Origin of the sequence: Mucilaginibacter rubeus, from assembly GCF_014643835.1 — a bacterium.
In the GTDB taxonomy this organism is placed as follows: Bacteria; Bacteroidota; Bacteroidia; order Sphingobacteriales; family Sphingobacteriaceae; genus Mucilaginibacter; species Mucilaginibacter rubeus.
The window spans coordinates 811,067-832,786 of record NZ_BMKD01000001.1 but is presented as its reverse complement, the minus strand read 5'-3'; the positions used below and the strand labels follow the sequence as shown (position 1 = coordinate 832,786).

The following is a 21,720-nucleotide window of genomic DNA, read 5'->3' as shown; positions in this document are numbered from 1 at the left end:
AAAAACTTCGTCAGTCTTCCATTCGCCAGTTCTCTCTCTGTCAAACGCAGGAGATTTTAAAGGGCATAATGTATAAAGTTATAAAACAGTTACTTTATTGCATAAGTAGCCTTATCCATTCCCACGCCTGTAATTTTCAATGATTTCCAGTTAGCAGGCAACTTGCTTTTAACTTGTACTATACCGGTTGGTGTAATATCCAAACCGCCAAAACCCATGAGCAAGCTTTGAATAATACCACCTGCGCCTGTAGCAAAATACGGATTGGTCCCGCCTTTTGTTTCGGCAATTACCCTGAATGGCGGGTTGAGGTTGGGTTCGTAAGCATCCTTAAAAAAGTGAAATGCCTTATCGCCATTACCCAACCGCGAGTATAATAAAGCAAAAACGGCCTGGGTCATGGCAGGGGTACCTTCGTTAGGCACACGGGTTTCGTAGTATTCAAGATCTTTTTTTATTTGTGCCGGATCGGTTATTGTCTTAAGCGGATAAGCTAACAGGTTAACATCAGCCTGTTTAATTCCTTCACCTTTGTAAGAAGCATGTTCGCTGGTAACGCCATTATCCAACTTCAGGATCGGGATGTTTTGAGCAACACTTACCCAATCGACATCGGCCTTTTCTCCCAGGATTTTGGCAGCAGCGGTAGCATTTAGCAAGTTAGCTTTCGCTGCGGCATTGGTGAAAGCATTATTGTCGATATTTTCGGCCCATTCATCTGCAGCTACTACGTTTTTAATATCGTAATGACCGGGTCCATTGCGTTCAACTCTGCTTGCCCAGAAATCAGCAGTGGCTGAAAGTATTGGCCAACCTTTTTCTTTTAGCCATTGTTTATCCTGGGTTACGCAATAGTAATTCCATGCGGCCAGCGCTACATCCGCAGTAATATGGTGCTCAAACGGACCGCTCAAAGCCCAAACCGGTGTTTCCTCTACCCCGCTGTCAGCGCTTTCCCAGGGGAACATCGCTCCTTTATACCCATGCGAAAAAGCATTTTTACGCGCGGCATCCAATCGTTCAAACCTGTATTCAACCATAGATTTGGCAATGTCGGGGTGTAAAACCAGCATAGCCGGATACATCCAAACATCACAATCCCAAAAAACGTGGCCATTGTAACCCAACCCCGAAAGTCCCATGGGTGAAGGTGAGTATGCTGTGCCAGCCCTCGAGAATGAATATAAATGATATAACATGCTGTGAATATCCTGCTGCGATTGATCGTCGCCTTCTATTTGGATATCGCTTGTCCACAGCTCACTCCAGGCCTTGTTATGAAATTTAATTAGCCTGTCCCGACCTTCCAATTTGGCAAAAATGGTGAGGCGTTCGGCTTCATTCAGTGGGTCGGCATGGTGTGCTGAAGTTATGGATGAACCAGTTACCGCATAATTATAAGTTTGCCCCGCAGCTATTGACTTGCTAAACTTCATAAGGTGCATGTTATTGTCCCACATTTCATGAATAATGCGCGGCTCTTGTCCATGCGGTTCATTGAATAAGAACGAAGTAGATGCACATAACTGCATTTTACCTGTAGGGCTCTTTGCTGTTGAAGTAAGCAAACTAATGGTTACATGCGGTCTGTCGATTTCGTTATAATAATTCTGCACTTCTTTGAGCGCATCGGGCGCTTCCATTACACTGGCCGATGTAATGTTGATGGCCTGTTTTGCTGTTACCGAAACATCCATCAAAACGGTAAAGGGCAGTTGCCGCAGCGAGTAATAAGTATATTTTATGGTCGCTTTATCGGCATAATCAAAGGTAGTAGTGAAGGCGGCGTGTTGCATATCCAGTTCCTGCTTAAAATTGTTAATACTTTTAGCATCGATCCGTCTGCCATCTATTTCAAAGTACATATTAAGCAGGTTAAAGCTGTTCAGGAAATTGCTTACCCGCCCCCTGCCATATAGATCATAGGCGCCGGCCAGTACTACATTTTTAACCTTGAAAGGCTCCGGTGCTGATACTATTCCAATCATCCCGTTGGCTACGGTAATTCCGTAATAGTTTGCGGGATCAATTTTGTCGGCTTTAATTTTCCATGGATCGATGCTTTGCGCCTCAGACACAGCAGGTGTTAGCAAAGCGAAAAACAAGCTCAATTTAAATATCCTGTTCAAAATCAATTATTTAATTAAAATAAATAAAATACTACTTAATTTTTAATTGTAGCTTTTTCACCACCAGTTGCCCAATCTCGGCGCCTTGTTTATTGCCCACAATACAGGCATTCTTAAAATGGATTCCTCCCATTACCCTTGACATCCCTGCTGATTTCGCGGCCGCCCGGAATGATTTAAAAGAAAGCGGATCGATCCCAAACTCCATTTCTGATGAATCTGTATATGCAAAATTATCACCGATCCTATTGGTAAGTACTTCGGCCGCGGCTGCCGAAATTACGGCATGGCCGCTACTATACTCCGGAAAGGGGGGCGTTTGAATATATGGGCGCCATTCGGCATCCATATATTTGGTAATTATGGTTTCGGGGCGAACGTAATTTGAGCGGTATTTAAGGTACCAGCAATTGATAAAGCCATCAAACAGAGCGATCGCCGTTTCGGTATAAACGCTTACTGTGGTTCCAAAATCAAACTTTTTAATTCTTGTGCCAATTGCGGTAATATTCATCCAGTGCCCTCCCGGCGAAAACTTCTTGGTCGCGAACGATGCATGGCCTACGACGTTGAGTTTAAAGGCATTATCATCCCAAAAATCGGCCTGATGTTTCTCTTCTTTGGTTAGGCTGTCAACTATTTGCTTTACTTCAAGCGCCTGTTTGTAAAAAGGACTGTTATGGTCTTTAACATTGAAAGCCGGCGGATCGGGTGGAATAAATTGAGCTGTGGAATCCAGCACCATGGGCCTGATCTCACCCCAATGGGCCTCAAGGGCCTGCGCGTACATGGGCGGCGTGGGGATCCAACGGCCATCCTGCTGTTTTACCGTGTATTTACTTGCCGACCGTGTTTGTGCATAGTGATCGCCTTTGCTCCACTTCAATATAAATTTAGCGACTTTATCAGCGTAGTTTACGGAACCTTCAAACAAAACCGACGGCATACCTGCATCTTTGGCCTTCTTTTTAAGCTCATCAACATATTGATCCATACTACCTTCCGGAAACGTTACCGCATTGCCAACTGTGCAAAAGGCAAGCAACGAAGCAAATTGGTAATCAACAGCAGTATCTTTTGACGCTTTGGGTACGGCCGGTAAGTGTTTAATTTGCCCGGCTAATGATCTAAAATGCTCAGGATCTCCGGAAGCTATAACTTCATAGGCGGCTATATTGGCATATACATAATTACGGGAAGCTGTAACCGGCGGAAAGTTATTTTCCAATACAATATCATTAAGTTTTTTAACGGTTATACGATAAAGTTCGGGATCGTGGAGTACTTTTTCATAGTAGGGCTTTTTACAGGAGGTGAATAAAAGTAATACACCGGCAAGGCAAAATAAAAAGGATCTCATAAGTTATAAAATAGGTTAAAAACCGAACAGATACACAAGGAGAAAATCTGCTGGTTTTTTGATTGATCAACAGCCAATATAGGCTTTTTTTTGTACGCTACAGCATATTTACATTAGTTTTTTAACCCGATGAGGCACTTTTTTTATTTAATAAAAAGGCAACATATTTTATAACAATATACACCTGTTAATCCACCCGATATTATTAAATTTATCACCCCGGGTATCCGTCTTTTATAAACTAAATGAAGAAGATCTTTTTTATTATACTTACCATTATTGTAATTATTGCAGCGGCTAATGTTTTGCTCCCCGAAAAACCTGTTATAACCCAGGACCTGTCAATTGATACCTCCGATGTTATTGCCGGAAAATTCCTGACCACAGAAAGTGGATGGAATAAATGGTGGCCCGGCACCAAAACCGGGTACAGGCAATACAATTTTAAAGGTACAAAGATCGGTATCGATAAAATGACCAATAGCAGTACCTATCTTAAATTGAAAAAAGATAACCTGACCTTTAGCGGCAAAATAAGCTATTTTGCCGACGCCGAAGGTTCTGTCAAATTTAAATGGGATGCTGTTGATGAGAATAACACCCAATTTTTATCACGGATAACTAATTATTTCAAAACCAAAGATGCAGAAAAACTGGTTGGCGAAATTTTACTAACCCTTAAACATTTTCTTGAGGATGAAAGAAACGCATATGGCTATAGAATATACTTAAATCATGCTAAAGACACAGTTTTGCTCGTTTCAGCTAACACCTATCCGATATATCCTTCATTACAAGCAATTTACAACACCATTAAAACCCTCCAACACCAAGCTGGCAGCCAGGGGGCCAAACAAACAAATTTCCCTATGCTTAACGTCACCCAAACAGATGAGCACGAATACCAGGTAAATGTCGCCTTACCGATTAACAAAAGGATAATTCCGTTTCAAAAAACAAGTTTAAATAATATACCAAAGGGAGGCAATTTATTGGTGGCTGATGTACGTGGCGGCCAAAACACAGTCAACAATGCATTGGTACAAATGAAAATATACATGACAGATCACAGGCTGGTATCACCTGCCATGCCTTTTCAATCGCTTGTTACCGATAGGCTGGCACAAAAGGATACCTCAAAATGGATTACCAAAATATATTATCCAATATTGTGATATTACGTTATCTGCTTAATAACATTACCCGGCCATCATAGGTAACCGCAAGATAATTATTCAGATTGGTTGCCGTTTTCACTGGCGCCAGATAAGTGATTTCCTGTGAGTTGATTGCACCGTTAACATAGTATGTCGGCGTATCAAATTGTTTTTGCTGTTTGTTGTAGTGTAAGCCGGCCAGGCCGAGTGCATCGTACTTTCCTTCATAGGGCACAACACCCCAAAAGTTTCCGTTCAGCAATATATCACCATTATCATATTTTAACATCGATTTGATAGGGGCTTGCTGATAAAGATAAGGTAGTGCAGTAATTGAAGCAGCATGCAATAGATCACTCACAAAAATACTATTGAATTGGTTCACACTTAACCTGTCATTATCATCCAGTTTGTCCTTAAATACCTCAGGGGTGGTTTTATCGGCCATTTTTTGATAGCTAAGCCATTCTTTTTTAAGATATGGCAGTTCCTGCTCCAAATCATTTTTTGGACGAAACGGGTAATAGAGGCCTTTATAAAAATATGATAATATCAAATCGTTTTTGCCATCCTTGTCCAAATCGGTATTATAGGCATAAAGCGGCTGATCGGCAGTAACATTATATTTATTGTTCAATCCCCAATTGCCGGCGATAAGGTCGGCCTTGCCGTCGCCATCTATATCGCTTATTATAGCCGATTGCCACCAGCCTTTTTCCTTATCCAAAACCGGCGATGAAAAACGATCTAATTTTTTTCCATCATTCAGGAAAATGTAAATCGGCTGCCACTCGGCTGTTATCAGCAGATCGGGCTTGCCATTGTGATCGATATCAGCAGTTGTTATACTGGTGACATATTGCAGGTCCGCGATTTGATTATATGCCTTGTCGTGACTTATTTCAAACTTTCCATTGCCTTTATTAATCAATATCGAGGAAGGAACAGTCGCTGTATAATCCTTAAATGAAACGGTGCTGGTAAATAAAATATCGTTCAGCCCATCTCCGTTAAAATCAAACAACGTAATTTTTGATGCCTGGTAATTGAGTTTTGGCAAATGTTGATCTTCAAACTGAAAATTGCCTTTATTGATATATAACCGGGGCTGTATCAATTTATCGGTTTCCTGAAAAGGATGGTTAGCGCTGATCACGATCAAATCGGGCTTACCATCGTTATTTACATCAGCCCATGTAGCCTGCTCATCCGCAATATATTTATCCCGGTCAAATAATGACACTTTAACTTTGGTAAATCCTCCCGATTTATCACCTGCAAGTATGTATTTTTCTTCGTCGGCTATGCCTCCTACGTAAATATCATCAATGCCATCATTATTGGCATCAGCTACGGCAACTGCGGGAGTGTGCTGCAAATAAGTGTGCGGTAAAAGCGAATAATAATTAAAGTCGGGAGTATCAAAAGTTTTAACGGTGGTCAAAAGCTTTGCTTGTATAAATTTGCTGTCAAACTGTTTTTTATCGCTGATGAAAGCTTCGATAACCTTAGCTATAGGTTTACTATTTTCAACTGCTTGAGGGTTATATCTTAAAGTGGTTTTCTGACCGAGCCTAAAATCATTCACCACTTCGTAGCTATTGTCAGGCCAAACCACTAACAACGATTCTGGTTTATCGTCAGGGGCAAATGTAAAAAGCAGCTCGTTATTCAAATTACTTTCGTACGCATTGCTGGTTTGTATTTCCTGGTGATCGAGATGATGCTTTGACTTAAGGAAAAATTTAGTACCGATGCCATCACGGTTTAAAAGGTTATATTTTACAGTGTATTTAAGATAGCCCGGCTTGCTTTCTTTGCGGTTCTCCATTGTGGTATTGTTATAGATATATGCCGGTTCATCCATATTGTTGGTCACAATATCGAGATCGCCATCATTATCTAAATCAACGGCAACAGATCCTGCCGATATAGATGCTTGCTGCATATCGTTGCCGTTAGAAACATCTGTAAATTTCAATTTATCCTCACCGTGATAAAAGTAATTATGCACGCCGCCTTCGGGCATTCTGTTGATCTTGTCCTTATCAAAAACGCGATTTTGTTTATATGCCTGCATAACCATGGGGTCACCAAGATATTTCAGGTAGTCCATATCATTGAGACGGCGTTTGATACCGTTGGAGAAGAACATATCTTTCATTCCGTCCATATCAAAATCCTGTACCAGTGGCGACCATGTCCAATCCGTAGCAGAGTTCCCGCTGTACAAACTCAGGTCGACAAACTTATTGCCGTTGCCTACGTTCAATTGCATACAATTTTTTGAATATTGATAGTAATACCCGGCATTAACTTCCTGATTATAAATATCCAAAGGTTCGTCGTTGATGGTCGATCGTAACACCTTCATTTCTTCCGGAAGCATGTCGGTGCTAAGCACATCCAAATGGCCATCCTGGTTGATATCACTGATAGTATTCCCCATTGAAAAAAGGCTCGTATGTCCGAACGCACTTTTCAACTCTTCTTTAAATGTGCCGTTATGTTGGTTAACGTAGTAATAGTCCTGCTCAAAAAAGTCGTTACTTACATAAAGATCATCCCAGCCATCATTATTCAAATCACCTACACTCACACCTAATCCGTAACCAATTGGCGCCGAATAAATGCCTGAACCCGCAGTTACATCTGTAAAGTGTCCATTGTCATTCCTGAAAAGATGATCGCCGGCATCATGGCTGTATTTAAACCTTTGGGTTGAATCGCCATAGGTATCATTGCTATGAACTGATGAGGTAAGCAGGAACATATCCAGGTCACCGTCCTTATCATAATCAAAAAAAGAAGCCTGGGTAGAAAGTCCTGCAAAATCGAGCCCGTATTTGGCCGCGCTTTCTGTAAAAGTTAAATTACCGTTATTGATGTAAAGCTGATTTTTACCTTTAAAGGTTTTATAACCTGACACCACGCTTACGTAGATATCTTTAAATCCATCGCCATTGATATCAACTACAGTTACGCCGGTTTTCCAATTCCCGGTACCTGCAACACCCGCTCTATCGGTGATGTCTTCAAACTTCATCCCTCCCTTATTAAGGTAAAGCTTGTTAGAACCCTGGTTTGATACGAAATAAAGATCGGGCAAGCCGTCGTTATTAAAATCAGCGGTAGCTATGCCGGCACCGTTGTAGAAATACAAATAATCTAAAACATTGACCGAATCGGATACTACGTTCCTGTTTTCGAAGGTCACCCCCGTTTCATTAGCTGGGAGTAATTTAAATACACCTTCTCCGGCCTTTTGGGGTTTACAAGAAGACAGGCCGACCACACCAATACAAAGAAGGATAAAGAAGTATCTCAGAATATATTTGGCAAACAGCATTAAATTGATGTTAACGTAGTTCATAAGCTTTAAGCGGTTCATCATTAATGCCAAACAGGTAATAATTTTTACCGGATGCATTTCTTATACCTAACGATGAGCGTACCTGTCCGTTTAAATTGAGGCCCGTTTTGGCAGCCGGAAAATAAGCAAACCCATTTTTTGTATATTGATAAACAAGCCCCCGATTGGCATCAAGCCGGCCGATTTCGGGTTTAAAGCCATAAAAGTTACCTCCTAATATGATCTTCACAGCTCCGGTATTATCAAAATCTGCACACAAAATAGTATTTATCATAGATAACTGTGCATCGGCAGGCAGTGGTTTACAAATAAATTTTCCGCGTTTATTAAAAAATACCGCCGAAGCCAGGAAATTCATTTGGTGCTTTTCGGCGCCATCAAGCATCTCAGCAGGAAATACCTCGTCAAATGGTTTGCCCGCATAGTCAATATAGCGCAGAAAACGTTTTTTGAAGATTGGCATCTGGCCCACTAAATCAGGTTTCATATGAAAAACATAGTTTACCCCATCACTTTTATACATGGAAGTTACACATTCTTTTGTACCGTTATTATCGAAATCCTTTACAAAAATTTCCATTGGTTGCTCAAACGAAGCCCTGAATTTTGAGTTAAGCCCGATGTTACCGCCAATAATATCAAGTGCGCCATCGCCATCCACATCAGCAATTTCAAGACTGCTCCACCAGCCTTTGTAATTAGCCAGTTGTTTATCTTCAGCAAATTTTCCTTTGTTGTTTTTGAAAATCTTAATTCCCATCCAATCACCGGCAATTATCAAATCGGGCGAGCCGTTATGATCAATATCAGCCCATTTGGCTGCTGTTACCATACCGAGCCTTGTATCCGTGCCCAATACTAATTTTGATACATCGGTAAAATGCCCGTTGCCTTCATTATGAAAAACAAATGATTGCGGCGAACATCCGTAAAGCCCGGGCATACTTCTGCCCCCAATAAAAAGGTCGGGCTTGCCATCGCCATCATAATCAGCCGAAATAATGATCGAGGCATTAACAGCTGCATGGAGTGTTCTCTCAGGGTCCCTATGAAAATTCCCTTTACCATCGTTCACAAAAAAGCGGGGATTATAGACTGGTGTTTCGGCTTCATCGGCATTACCTCCTACTCCTATAATCAGGTCCTGGTCGCCATCGCCATCAAAATCGCCAAAAACAGCCCCGGCATTTTCCAGGTATTCCTGCTTTTTAAAATCTTCGGGAATAGTTTGTTTAAACTTACCGTTCTTTTGCTGGATATAGATGCTGGCAAAGCTGTTTTTTGAGCTTCCGAAATAAAAATCAGTCAGCCCGTCGCCATTAACGTCACCGGTAGCCATATAAGGATTTTCTGTCGATAACATCTGGAGCATCAGGCGCTCGTTGTCGAAATCGATAAAATCGTCCTCCTTATGCTTAGGAATGCTGTCAAATATTGATTTGGTAACATCGGCAAATAGTGTTTTAACAGCAGGCTTTGTCCAGTTATATTTCAAGGCGGCATCGGTTTGATTAACCGCGTAAACTTTATCCGCGTTTACGTTTTTTAGCAACTGATAAGTATTACCCGGCCAAATCACCTGGACCGAATCAATAGATTTGTATTTACCTATACCTATTGTAAGTAAATTGGGCGATGTGCAACTTTGAAAACCACGTGTAGGCTGATTATAGTAAATTAGCGAACTGCCCTTCATAAACACTTTTACCGTAGTACCTATTCCAAAAGTATTCAGACCTGTTCCTTTTAATTTTATTTGGATATGATGGTTCCCGTTTTTTTCGGCGTTGTTTTTAAAGATCGACACCTGGGCATTTTCGTTATTTACGATGAGGTCATTGTCCCCATCATTATCCAGATCGGCATATGACGAACCGTTACTAAACCCCGGCTTATCCAAACCAAAATCAGTTGATTTATTGGTGAAAGTAAGGTTGTGATTATTCAGATAGGCATAATTAGACAAAGGCGATGAAGCCATTTTATCAGTAAAATCTTTATAATCAAATTTTTTCCGGCCTTCGGCTATTTTGGCCATATTATCACGATTGCCTAAAAATTCAATGTAATCCTGATCGGTCAGGTCTTTATAAATACCGTTTGATACAAAAATATCTTTCCAACCATCGTTATCCATATCAAACATCAGCGCTCCCCAGCTCCAGTCGGTTGCTGCTACGCCCGAATAGAAGGCCGTTTCGGAGAACGTACCATCGCTATTACGCACCTGCAGACAGTTTTGCATGTATTGGTTATAATAGCCGTCGCGCTGCTTGGCTTTGATCACATCGTATGATTCAAACGAGGTCATTTTTTTTAAACGCCGATCGCCTTCAGGCAGCATCTCTGTAGTAAAAATATCATACTGCCCATCGTTATTGATATCGGCAATATCTGATCCCATTGAGGCCAGGCTCAGGTGCCCCGTTTCATTTTGAATATCCTCTTTAAAAGTTCCGTTTTTTTGGTTGATATAAAGATAATCGCGCTCAAAAAAATCATTGGAGACATAGATATCAGGATATCCATCCTGGTTGATATCTGCTACAGAAACGCCTAAACCAAAACCTATATCACTTGAATATATTCCTGCTTCTTTGGTTACATTTGTAAAATGGCCGCCATCATTACGATAAAGACGGGCACCACCCAACTCATCAACAACAGCACGCAGATTTTTACTAAAATCAAACGACTCTATAGGCCTGAAAGAATTATTTAGTACAAAGCAGTCCAGATCGCCGTCATTATCATAGTCGAAAAAAATGGCCTGGGTGGATAACCCATTATCTACCAGGCCATACTTTTGGGCTTCTTCCTTAAACGTACCATCGTGCTGATTAATAAACAGTTCATTACCCTTTTCGTTGCCGCGGGCATTACCACTGTGGCAAACGTAAATATCAAGCCAGCCGTCGCCATTGATATCAACCATGGTAGCTCCGGTGCTCCAGTATTTAGTTCCCTTCACCCCCGCTTTGTCAGTTATGTTTTCAAATTTCCAATTTCCCTTGTTGATATAGAGTTGATTGCCGCCCATGTTTGATGTCAGGTAAACATCATTTAACCCGTCATTATTTACATCGCCAATGGCAACCCCGCCTCCATTGTAATAATTACGAAAGGTGAACACATTGGTACGGTCCTGATCATTGAGCCGATTAGCGAAATTGATGCCGATGGATTCATTATTTTGCTCGGTAAACAAGGTTTGTTTATCCCCACCATTACAGGCGCAAAAAATAGTAAGGATTAAGATAAGCAGAAACAGGGGTATTTTTGGTTGCATATACTTTGCGAAAAAACAAACGTAGCGGAAATTTCCGCTACGTTCCTTTCAATCAAATAAATCTCAAATATTAATAACCTGCGTTTTGTTTAAGGTTGGGGTTGGTATCAACCGCGCGCTGAGGAATTGGATAAACTGTTTTGCTTTTATCCGTTTTTGCGGGACGCTGATCAACCGGATCATTAAATTTCTCAAAGCGGATCAGGTCATTCCTTCTCCAGCCTTCCCAATATAGCTCACGACCTCTTTCGGCAAGCATAGCGGTCAGATCAACTGTTGCCATGGCAGTAGCACCACGTGGAACGCGGACAGAGTTAACAAGCTGCAGGGCTGTTTGGCCTAATGGGTCGGTCCCTCCACGCAAAATGGCTTCGGCTTTTTCAAGCACCACGTCGGCATAGCGTAAGATCACGTAGTCATTATCTTCACCAGAATCGGTCACAGTTCCGTCTGCATTTGGATGAGGAAAATATTTGAACACCCTGATACCTTGAGCTTCTGTTGAATAATTAAGGTTAACATTCTCTGTAAACACCAGCGGCTGGCCACCCCTTTGTTTCAAAGCAACGTGACCCGGACCGTATTGCTGACCAATTGCAAAACCGGCACGTAAGCCAACTTTATCAGTTAAGCCCGGATAATCTACCCCTCTGCGTTCATCTGTAGCTTCAAATGATTTATAGAAATCGGCCAAAGTGGTGAAACCATTCCATCCATCAGGCGTCTGATTATAATGCAAACCCATTTTCCAACGATTTTTTGCTGATGCCGGAACATTCGTAGGTGTATTGTAGATACCAAAAATATTTTCATGTGATTTTTCAGTATTATCCCAGGCGAAATCCTGGAAATATTTACCTGCAGGTTCCAATGTATATCCAGCCGCTGTAACTTTATTGGCATATTCAATTACCTTATCCATATCGGCTTTGGCAAAAGTAAAAGGGCCACCTACGGTTGTAGCAGTATAAACAGCCTTATTAAGATATATTTTAGCAAGCAGTGCCTGTGCTGCGGCTTTACTGGCCACCCCGATATTCGCTGATGTAGTAAGATTAGCTTCAGCAAACTCAAGATCTTTGATAATAAAAGCTGTAGCATCCGCCCTGTTGTATACGATAGGTATCGCCGAATTTGGTGCCTCTGGATCCCGATAAGGAGCCTGTCCATATAAATCAACTACCTGGAACATAAAATAAGCGCGTAAAAAGCTTGCTTCAGCCTTGATCTTGTTATCTGTAGCCCTTTGTATAACCTGACTTGCCCGGTACACACCGATATTCAACTGGTCCCAGGTATCGCTCACCTGATTGTGTGAGGGTGTCCAGGTGTGGGTATGGAGCTTACGCCATGTTCCGAAATCGCCCCAGTCCGTACCGCGGGTTGGGCCCATCATTTCATCTGTAGGATGCTCTTGCAGAGCATAAGTATTAGCCTGGTCCGTTTGACCAAATAATTGAGAATATACACCATTTAGATCTGATGGTGACGAAGCTCCTCCGTTATCCACGGATACGGAACCATAAGGAGTTTCTTTTAATTTTGCACAGCCTGCAGCGGTTAACAGAATTATCCCACTTATCGCGGCTATTGATGCTCTTCTTTTCATGTTAATATTTTTAAAAACCTGCATTTAAACCTAAAGTAAATGTGCGTGCATTTGGATAAGGTGTGTAATCGATACCACGTGAAGGCACCCCATTCCTCTCTTTGTTGGTATTTACTTCCGGATCAAGACCGCTGTATCCTGTAATCAGGAATAGGTTTTGACCGGTTAACGAAACCCGCAAAGTTTTAATGGTTTTACCTTTTAATGGTACGGTATAACCTAACGTAGCGTTGCTTAAGCGCATGAAATCGCCTTTTTCAAGGAAACGGGTTGATACCTCGCCCGAGTTAAGCGGATTTTCGTTGGTTTCAGCTACTGCCTTGGTTACGTTACGACCGCTAACCAGATTACCTTTGTAGAAAAATGCGTTGGCTGTGTTGTTATATATATAGAAACCGGTTGCTCCATTCAATAGAAAACTTAAGCTAAAGTTTTTATAACTGAAGCTGTTAGTTAAGCTTGCCACGAAGGTTGGCAGCGGGCTGCCTTGAGGCGTAGCGACGTCAATACCTTGAGGGTAGATACCAAAACCGTTGGCATCAAGACCCGAGTATTTAGGTATGTTAAATGAGTAAAGCGGATAACCATCTCCAATAAACTGTGCATAAGCGCCTGATAAGCCCTGCCCATCAATATTACCGGTAATAATATTACGGCTTCCAAAATTTCTGACACGGTTATTGATTGTTGTCATGTTATATGACACATCCCAGCTAAAACTCTTATGATCTATCGCAGCAAAATTTAAACCCAACTCGATGCCTTTGTTTACCACCTGACCAGGTAAGTTGATCCATATTCTTGGGAAAGGAGCAGGTTGCGCTAAATCCTGGTAAAACAAGATATCCGTTTGTGATTTGTTATAATAATCCAATGTACCGGTTAAACGCCCTTTAAACATCGAGAAATCGATACCTGCGCCATAAGCGGTTTGCGTTTCCCATTTCAGATCAGGGTTTTCGGCATTCAACTGCGAATTTGCTGTACCTGCATAGTTTGTTTGCCTAAGTCTTTTAGATGCGTAAGAAGGGAAATCCTGGTTACCTGTTTTACCCCAGTTTAAACGAAGACTTAAATCATCAAACACACCCTTAGGGCCGAAACTTTCCTGGCTTATACGCCATTTAAACGCAGCAGCAGGAAAATTAGCATAGTGGTGATTTTCGCCAAAACGAGATGAACCATCACGTCTGATAGTACCGGTAATGATATACCTGTCTTTATAAGTATATTGAGCACGCGCGAAATAAGATTGAAGTGTATAGCTACTGCTATCCAAACCATTACGGTTACTAAAATCGTGCGGCATGTGATTTTTAAACTGATTAAAATCATGCAAAAATTGGCCCGGCGTTGGTGTTCCCCAGGCAAGATTACCCCTGTTGAAGTTTTTAAAGGTTTGATATGAATAACCTACCAATGCTGTTAATGCATTATTGTTAGCCCACTTTTTATCATAATTCAGGGTATGTTCTGTGGTTAAATTGGTAAGCTTGTTGTGGATCAGGATCCCGCGACCGTTTCCGGTTGCAGAAGGCACTTTAAAATCGCCAATATTAGCTTCATCGGTATAGCCCACAATTTTTGAGTCATAATAAGTTTCCCTTTGCCCCCTTGATATATCTGCGCCGAAGTTGCCTTTGTATGATAAACCTTCAAACAGCTTTAAGGTCATGGTTAAATTATTCAGGTACCGGTTGATATTATCAGTGTCATCTATCTGGTTAAGCATTGAAACCGGGTTTCTGAAACTATTGCCCTTGGGGAAACCATTTTCATAGCCATTGATGTCATAATATCTGCCTTCCGAATCAAATACAGGGATGGTAGGATTGGTTTGGATCATTGCCCCTATCAAACTACCGTTAAAGCCTGCGTTATTAGTGATTGGCGCAAACCGGTCTTTTACATTTGAAAACAATGATTGCAGATCAAACTTTAAACGTTGATTGAAAAACGATTGTGAAGCATTTATACGAGCTGTAAAACGTTTCAACTCACTTCTTTTTACAATACCCTGCTGATCATCATAAGCAAACGTTGCCCTGTAGCTCCCCGTATTGTTTCCACCACCAAAACCTAAATTATAGTTTTGTGATACAGCGGTACGGAAAACCTGTTTTTGCCAATCGGTATTACCGCCATAATCAATACCTCCATCGGCAAGAGGTCCCGCGTTTGACCCAACACTGGCTACGCCTTTTAAAAATGCAGCCTTATCAAGCAAATCATATCTTTTGGCTGCATTTGCAATACTTGTGCTTGCCCCAAATTGTATACCTTGCCCTTTTCTACCTTTTTTTGTAGTGATAAGGATTACACCATTAGCACCACGTGAACCATAAATAGCAGAGGCCGACGCATCTTTTAAAACCGAAATATTTTCGATATCGGCAGGGTTAATAAATGCTAACGGGTTACGCGCAGATGAACTACCTGCACCGCTGTCAAAACCACCTGAAGTACCGCCATTGTCAAGAGGAACACCATCCACAACGTATAGCGGACTCGTACCTGACCTGATTGAGCTTGCGCCGCGGATGTTAATGGTAGCACCTGCACCAGGCTCACCACTCGAAGGAGTTACCTGAACACCGGCTATACGACCTTGCAGCAATTGCTCAGGTGTAGCGATAACGCCTTTGTTAAAGTCTTTGGCACCTAAAGTAGCTACAGAACCGGTTGCATCCTTAACTTTCTGGGTACCGTAACCTATCACTACAACTTCGTTCAGTGCACGATTCGCTTCTTCCATCTGTACATCAACAGAAGTCCGACCGTTTAATGGAACAGTTGCGTTGAGGAAACCAACATAAGTAAAAGTAAGGCTCGCGGTATTTGCCGGAACGGAAATTTTGTATGATCCGTCTGTTGCTGTTATAGCGCCACCCTGGGCACCTACAGCAGTTACTACCGATACTCCTATTAAAGGGGAGCCATCTTTTTTGTCGGTTACTTTACCTGTTATTATCTTATTTTGGGCCATAGCAGGCTCCATCAAAAAGAGAAAAACAGCAAAGAAACATACGTTGAGTAAATGTTTAATTTGCATAAAACTTGAGATTTAGTTGAAATTGGTTGTTGTTTGGGTTTAGTTTTCAATCCGTAAAAGAGATCCCCAACATTTTATACGAAGTCATGCTAATATGGTTTCGGGTTATCATAATAAATAATACCCGAAGTATACGCATAATGGCCATGCAAACATCGCCCGTACCGATAGGTTAGCAGGTGAGCACAGGAAAAGGTTAACAATGACCGATCGTTTAAAAATGTAATGGTTTACAATTATTACAGGTTAAATTCTGATGCAATTTACTTATAAATAAACTCAGAAAAAGACTTATGCGTTGCGGTAAACGCGAAAAAGGCTTATTTTAATAATTTTATAATTTTTTTCGATGTTTTTTAAATTTAAAACATTGAAAAACAGATATTTATATAAAAAATGCCGACAAAAAATATAATGTTTTTTTAATTATTTATAATACTTTTTTTACTAAAAACCCTGTAAGGTTTGGCTACTTTACAGGGTTTTTAGCATGTATCTTCAAAAAAAATCACTCGTAATCAAAAGCCTTAATATCCATAATCCGTTGTTCGAATTGATCAGGGTGCAACGATTTGGCTTTGATCCTCATTTTGTAAACATAGATTGTATTGACAGAATATTCCAATATTTTGGCAATAGTTTCATTATCAGCAATACCCATCCTTATAAGCGCGAATATGCGAAGGTCGGTATTTAATACTTCGTCTTCATCAGGCCAGATCTGATCTTTCTCGGCAAACAAGCTATTGAACACCGTAATAAAGTTAGGGAAGATCTTTAAAAAAATATGATCAAAGCTGTAATACAAGCTCTCCCTTTCTTTTTTAATATCAATATTATTTACAAAAGTATGAATGGCGTCATACTTCTTCATCGAGAGCTTGGCATCAATAGAGATTTTCAAATTTTCGAGCTTAACGATATATCCCGAAATGGCTTTAAAAAACTGCCCGATATATTCCTCTTTAATTTTTGCATCTTCAATTAGTTTCGCGTTTATGTGGTTTAATTGCACATTTTTCCCTTCAATTATTGCTTCTTTAACCTTCAACTTTTTTAATTGGTTAATGATCATCACCAGGAAAAAGACAACCAGCAATGCAAGCGCAGTAATAATTAACAGGAACACCAGGAAGCGGTTTTTTTGATGCTCGGTATTATTAAGCTCGGCTGCTGCTATTAATGGTAAAATTGAAGCAATTTGTATTTTACGCTGCCGGGCTCCGTAAAAGTCGGCATCAGCTTTTGCCAATTGAATGAAACTGTAAGCATCTTTGATGTTGCCCTGTTTATACAACAGTTCTGCCAGCGTATAAAGCGCAACCGTTTCACGGGTTGATGATTTGATATCGGCTATGGCAGCCCTCATCATCAAATTAAGGCCTTCCTGCCTTTCGTTATCTTCAAGACAGATTGCTCCTAACGAGCATGACACCATTGCCCGCAAGTGCATGGAAATTGGCATATCTTTCTCCAGTAATTTTTTAAACCGTAAGCGTCCTTCTCCGTAATTCTTTTCCTGGTAATCCTTCAAACCAAGTAAATAAGTATGCATTATATGGTCGTTGCCGCAAAACGAGACCGCCGAATCAATGTATTTATTGCCGGCCTTAATATAATCGGGGCTAAAATATTTGTCATTACTGTAATTCGCCAGGTCATAATTGCACCTGCCTAAAAAGAAATAGTAATCAACTTTATCGGCATTGCTTAGGGCTTTTACATTTACTTTTCGTAAATAGTCAAAGGTTTCGTTAAACATCCCCGACGACAGGAGAATAAAAGCCATCCTTACATAACTATAATACTCCTTTGGTTTATTACCTGTTACCTTGCTTAGCGATATCATTTTATCGACATAAACATACGCTGAATCAAACTGATATGATTTGTATTCGGTGTAAAGCTTGTCCCAGGTATCAAACCGCGCATCATAATTGGTTTGCGAAAGATTTGATTGATATGCCTTTAATTTTCGGATCCTTGCTTCTTTACTGCTATCATATATATTTTTTTTTGCGATTTCAGTTTTTAATTCTTCGAGTAAGGTATTAGGATCAGTGAATGCATTTGCCGAAAGAATAATTAATGAAAAAAACAAACAGAAGATATATTTCATTTTTGTTATAACGGTTTCTAAATAGCGTACCGATCCGATGATTAATCAAACACACAATTTCTGCAAATCAAATGCGGCAATAAATTAATTAAACTGCAACCAACAAGGCTATCATTTTAGGAGATAAATTGCACACCTATCCCCGGTTTATATTCTCAAATATATGGATTTACGGCATTGCTAATGCGTTTTAGTTTTGTTTTTTGGTCAACAGAGATTACACTGTCCGAACCGAAAAAAGATTGAGACTATGCCCCTCAAACGACGGGCCTTGTTTTTAACCTATAGTTAACAAAAGCAGACAGTATTTTCAATTACTGCGTTCTTTTCTATACAAGAAGTGCGTAACTAATTAAAGTATTGCAATAAATTCAATTATATAAACTCAAATTTTCAAAATTTAAGTAAAAATTAATACAAACTAATTTTTAGGGCGAAGATGGCATCTCCCTTGTTTTTATTATTGTAAAACCTGACTTATGAAAGCATATTATGAATCTCTAACAACAGGCATCAAAACCCTATTGATTGCAACAGTCTGCCTTTTACCATCGCTGGTTTTCTCACAGTCTAAAACACCAGGATCGGTTGAGTATTTAAAATTTTGCAATGGAATTAGCGGACTGACACTTGGTGAGGACATTAGCCAAATTCCGGCCCGTAAGTTTACCTATTTAGATAATGATGCTAAACCCGATGCAGACAGCTGTATCCGTTATCAATATAAAGACAGTAGCTCATTGATACAGGGAGATAGTTTGTTATTAGATGCAATAGGTTTCCGCGCTTACAAAAACAAAATAGTGAACATTTATCTTTTCTTTAAGATGACTGACGCTTATAAAATACTGGACTATTTCTTAAAAGCATATGGGCCATTTACAGGGCGCCCGAACGCTTATGCTGATATTTATAACTGGGATACAACCGCACTGAATTTGTCATTGAGATACCAGGTAAAAACCGAGATGGGGGTAGCTATATTTAGCAATAAAAACCTTGAAAACGAAATTGCAGCCAACCGGCCTTCAGTACTCCTTAAAGATGCATATCAGTCGTTTTCTGTTTTGTATTGATGACGTTCTGTTATTAAGGGTCACAAAATGCCTCTTCAGGACCATTACTGACTTGAAAACAACGAATTATTAAATAAACTTTGGTTTTAACGCGAAAACATCCTTTATTTAAAAAAAATCAAACGAAATTTGTGTACGGTGGTTATCTATCATCTTAATCTCAATTTATAAATGGTCAAATTATTTGTAGGCGGCTTTCCTCTGGAAATGACAGAGCTGGAACTTGTTAAAATGATAGGTCCACATGGCGATGTGGAAACGATTAAAATTGTACGCGACAAAAAAACAAGGATATGCAAAGGATATGCATTTCTTGAAATGAAGGACCGCACCGGGGCCGAGAACGCGGTGATTGCCTTAGACGGTACGCCCATTGCCGATCGGGTATTAAGTGTAAAAATAAACGACGACTTTGTTAAGAAAACTCCTCCGCCACGTAAGTCATTTGGATACGGCAACAACAATAATAGAGGCACCGGTGACAGAACTAACAATACCCGAAGCTATAATAGCCCAAGCAATTACCGGAGCAATAATGATCAGTCACCTGGAGGTGACAGACCAAGGCGCCCCAGAAAAACGATGTAACAAACCACTGATAGGGTCATACTAAAAAAAATCCCGGCCAGATCTCAATCGGCCGGGATTTTTTCAAACATCATTATCCGTAGTTAAACACCGAGATCCTGCATAATTGAGGCAATCTTAGCGTCAAGTTTTTTGTCTGTTTCACTGTATGTTTCTTTACTTTCAAGTTTGCCGTTCACACTGCAATAAAACTTAATTTTAGGCTCCGTGCCTGACGGACGGGCCGAGATGATACTGCCGTCCTCGGTAATGAATTGTAAAACATCAGATACAGGCAATTCAATTGGTTTGCTTGTATTGGTTGCTAAATCAGTTTCAATACGTTTTTCATAATCCTTAAGCGTGCTTACTTTTGATCCGCCTAAGGTGGCCGGAGGATTGGTACGGAATTTCTCCATCATTTCCTTAATTTCTTCCGCACCGGTTTTACCTTTTTTAGTCAGGGAGATCAGCTTTTCCTTATAAAACCCATATTGCACGTAAGTATCAATCAATGCTTCAAAAAGGCTGCTTCCTTTGTCTTTGTAATAAGCGGTCATTTCTGCAATGAATGCGCTTGAAACTACAGCGTCCTTATCCCTTACCAGTTCGCCTATCAAATAACCATAGCTTTCTTCACCGCCACCTATAAAAGTTTGTTTACCCTCAAAATGGGTCATTAACTCGCCAATATATTTGAAGCCGGTAAGGGTGTTATAGTAAGTAACATTCTTGGCTTCGGCTATGCGTTCGATAAGATTTGTGGTAACAATGGTTTTAACAATGTATTCTTTACCGGTAAGCTTGCCTTTTTCTTCCCATGCGCTTAATAAATAATTGATCAGCATAGCGCCGGTTTGGTTACCATTGAGCAGAATAAACTCGCCATCGGTATTTTTCACAGCAATACCCACACGGTCTGCGTCCGGATCCGTTGCCAATACCAGATCGGCATCAGTATCCTGGGCTTTTTTAAGAGCAAGTGTAAGCGCTTCTTTTTCTTCGGGGTTAGGGTAAACTACTGTTGGGAAATTTCCATCGGGAGTTATTTGCTCGTCAACCAGGATCACATTCTCAAAACCAAACCGTTTCAGGGCTTGGGGTACCAACGTGATGCCTGTACCATGGATGGGCGAATAAACTATTTTAAGATCTTTTTGACGTTCAATAGCATCAGGCGAAACAGAAAGTTCGGTGATCTTGCTCAGGTAAAGCTCGTCAATATCCTCCCCTATTTCTTCAATATTAGCATCAACACGGTTAAATTTGATGTCATCAATGCTGCTGATTGCAGCAACCTCGTCCATTACGGCCTTATCGTGCGGAGAAACAAATTGCCCACCATCGGCCCCATAAGCTTTGTAACCGTTATACTCTTTTGGGTTGTGCGATGCTGTAAGCATTACGCCGCTTTTGCAACCTAAATGGCGCACGGCAAATGAAAGCTCGGGTGTAGGACGCAATGCCTTAAAAAAGTAAACATAAATGTCATTAGCTGAAAAAACTTCGGCCGTAATAGTCGAAAAGAAATCGGCATTGTTACGGCTGTCATGAGCAATAGCTACTTTGATTTTTTCGCCGGGGTAGGTTTTTTTCAGATAATTAGCTAATCCCTGTGTGGCGGCGCCTATAGTATACTTATTGATACGGTTTGAACCCGGCCCCATAATACCGCGAAGGCCACCGGTACCAAACTCCAGATCACGATAAAATGAATCCGTCAGTTCGGTATATGCCTTATCGTCAATTAATTTTTGAATTTCGTGCTTTACATCAGCATCATAATTTCCTTGAAGCCATGAGTTTGCTTTTTGAAGAATGGTGGGGTCTAATTCCTGCATAAGTGGTTGTATATTTTCAATTTATCAGATTCGGTTTTGTTTTAAATATGATAATAAATAATCAAAACAGAACGCCTTAAAGTTAAATCATCTTTTTAATTATGCCAGCCCAATATGCAATAACTTTTAAATATAATGCACGGCAAGA

General features: G+C 40.5%; 11 protein-coding genes. 3 read left to right on the top strand and 8 right to left on the bottom strand.

What is annotated here, in order from left to right; translation table 11 throughout:
* Positions 1-89 precede the first annotated feature (89 nt).
* Positions 90-2,129 carry a kojibiose hydrolase gene (locus IEX80_RS03270; RefSeq protein WP_229701498.1) on the bottom strand — a complete coding sequence of 680 codons (2,040 nt, stop codon included), beginning with the start codon at positions 2,127-2,129 and terminating at the stop codon, positions 90-92.
* 31 nt (positions 2,130-2,160) lie between these two features.
* The gene (locus IEX80_RS03265; protein WP_176624618.1) at positions 2,161-3,489 is read right to left on the bottom strand and encodes a vanadium-dependent haloperoxidase; all 1,329 of its coding nucleotides are present in this window, start codon (positions 3,487-3,489) and stop codon (positions 2,161-2,163) included.
* A 245-nt stretch (positions 3,490-3,734) separates the two neighbouring features.
* Here IEX80_RS03265 and IEX80_RS03260 point away from each other — a divergent pair, with 245 nt between their 5' ends.
* Positions 3,735-4,664, top strand: coding sequence for a GyrI-like domain-containing protein (locus IEX80_RS03260; protein ID WP_090525529.1), 930 nt, complete (start codon positions 3,735-3,737; stop codon positions 4,662-4,664).
* A 7-nt stretch (positions 4,665-4,671) separates the two neighbouring features.
* Here IEX80_RS03260 and IEX80_RS03255 read toward each other — a convergent pair whose 3' ends face one another.
* From IEX80_RS03255 to susR, 5 genes are all read right to left on the bottom strand, one after another.
* Positions 4,672-8,019 (bottom strand): FG-GAP repeat domain-containing protein, encoded by a 3,348-nt coding sequence (locus tag IEX80_RS03255; RefSeq protein ID WP_188831901.1) that lies wholly within the window; start codon positions 8,017-8,019, stop codon positions 4,672-4,674.
* Positions 8,006-11,308, bottom strand: coding sequence for a VCBS repeat-containing protein (locus tag IEX80_RS03250; RefSeq protein ID WP_188831900.1), 3,303 nt, complete (start codon positions 11,306-11,308; stop codon positions 8,006-8,008). The genes IEX80_RS03255 and IEX80_RS03250 overlap by 14 nt, the downstream gene beginning before the upstream one ends.
* 70 nt (positions 11,309-11,378) lie before the next feature.
* On the bottom strand, positions 11,379-12,917 hold the full coding sequence (locus IEX80_RS03245) for a RagB/SusD family nutrient uptake outer membrane protein (RefSeq protein ID WP_188831899.1): 1,539 nt from the start codon (positions 12,915-12,917) through the stop codon (positions 11,379-11,381).
* A gap of 10 nt (positions 12,918-12,927) precedes the next feature.
* On the bottom strand, positions 12,928-15,969 hold the full coding sequence (locus IEX80_RS03240) for a SusC/RagA family TonB-linked outer membrane protein (RefSeq protein WP_188831898.1): 3,042 nt from the start codon (positions 15,967-15,969) through the stop codon (positions 12,928-12,930).
* A 508-nt stretch (positions 15,970-16,477) separates the two neighbouring features.
* Positions 16,478-18,088 (bottom strand): SusR family glycan utilization regulator, encoded by a 1,611-nt coding sequence (susR, locus tag IEX80_RS03235; protein ID WP_090525521.1) that lies wholly within the window; start codon positions 18,086-18,088, stop codon positions 16,478-16,480.
* Between the two features lie 479 nt (positions 18,089-18,567).
* Here susR and IEX80_RS03230 point away from each other — a divergent pair, with 479 nt between their 5' ends.
* Both IEX80_RS03230 and IEX80_RS03225 read left to right on the top strand, forming a co-directional pair.
* A complete protein-coding gene (locus IEX80_RS03230) occupies positions 18,568-19,164 on the top strand; it encodes a hypothetical protein (RefSeq protein ID WP_188831897.1) in 597 nt (198 codons plus the stop codon).
* 171 nt (positions 19,165-19,335) lie between these two features.
* The gene (locus IEX80_RS03225; protein WP_090525518.1) at positions 19,336-19,752 is read left to right on the top strand and encodes an RNA recognition motif domain-containing protein; all 417 of its coding nucleotides are present in this window, start codon (positions 19,336-19,338) and stop codon (positions 19,750-19,752) included.
* Between the two features lie 83 nt (positions 19,753-19,835).
* On the opposite strand, the gene IEX80_RS03220 is transcribed toward IEX80_RS03225, so the two are convergent.
* Complete coding sequence (locus tag IEX80_RS03220; protein ID WP_188831896.1) at positions 19,836-21,572, bottom strand: phospho-sugar mutase; 1,737 nt, start codon at positions 21,570-21,572, stop codon at positions 19,836-19,838.
* Positions 21,573-21,720: the final 148 nt, after the last annotated feature.

Bases quoted from the DNA above. Each gene is read 5' to 3' on its own strand.
- IEX80_RS03265 (WP_176624618.1), bottom strand. From the start codon at position 3,489: ATGAGATCCTTTTTATTTTGCCTTGCCGGTGTATTACTTTTATTCACC.
- IEX80_RS03260 (WP_090525529.1), top strand. From the start codon at position 3,735: ATGAAGAAGATCTTTTTTATTATACTTACCATTATTGTAATTATTGCA.
- IEX80_RS03255 (WP_188831901.1), bottom strand. From the start codon at position 8,019: ATGAACTACGTTAACATCAATTTAATGCTGTTTGCCAAATATATTCTG.
- IEX80_RS03250 (WP_188831900.1), bottom strand. From the start codon at position 11,308: ATGCAACCAAAAATACCCCTGTTTCTGCTTATCTTAATCCTTACTATT.
- IEX80_RS03245 (WP_188831899.1), bottom strand. From the start codon at position 12,917: ATGAAAAGAAGAGCATCAATAGCCGCGATAAGTGGGATAATTCTGTTA.
- IEX80_RS03240 (WP_188831898.1), bottom strand. From the start codon at position 15,969: ATGCAAATTAAACATTTACTCAACGTATGTTTCTTTGCTGTTTTTCTC.
- susR (WP_090525521.1), bottom strand. From the start codon at position 18,088: ATGAAATATATCTTCTGTTTGTTTTTTTCATTAATTATTCTTTCGGCA.
- IEX80_RS03230 (WP_188831897.1), top strand. From the start codon at position 18,568: ATGAAAGCATATTATGAATCTCTAACAACAGGCATCAAAACCCTATTG.
- IEX80_RS03225 (WP_090525518.1), top strand. From the start codon at position 19,336: ATGGTCAAATTATTTGTAGGCGGCTTTCCTCTGGAAATGACAGAGCTG.
- IEX80_RS03220 (WP_188831896.1), bottom strand. From the start codon at position 21,572: ATGCAGGAATTAGACCCCACCATTCTTCAAAAAGCAAACTCATGGCTT.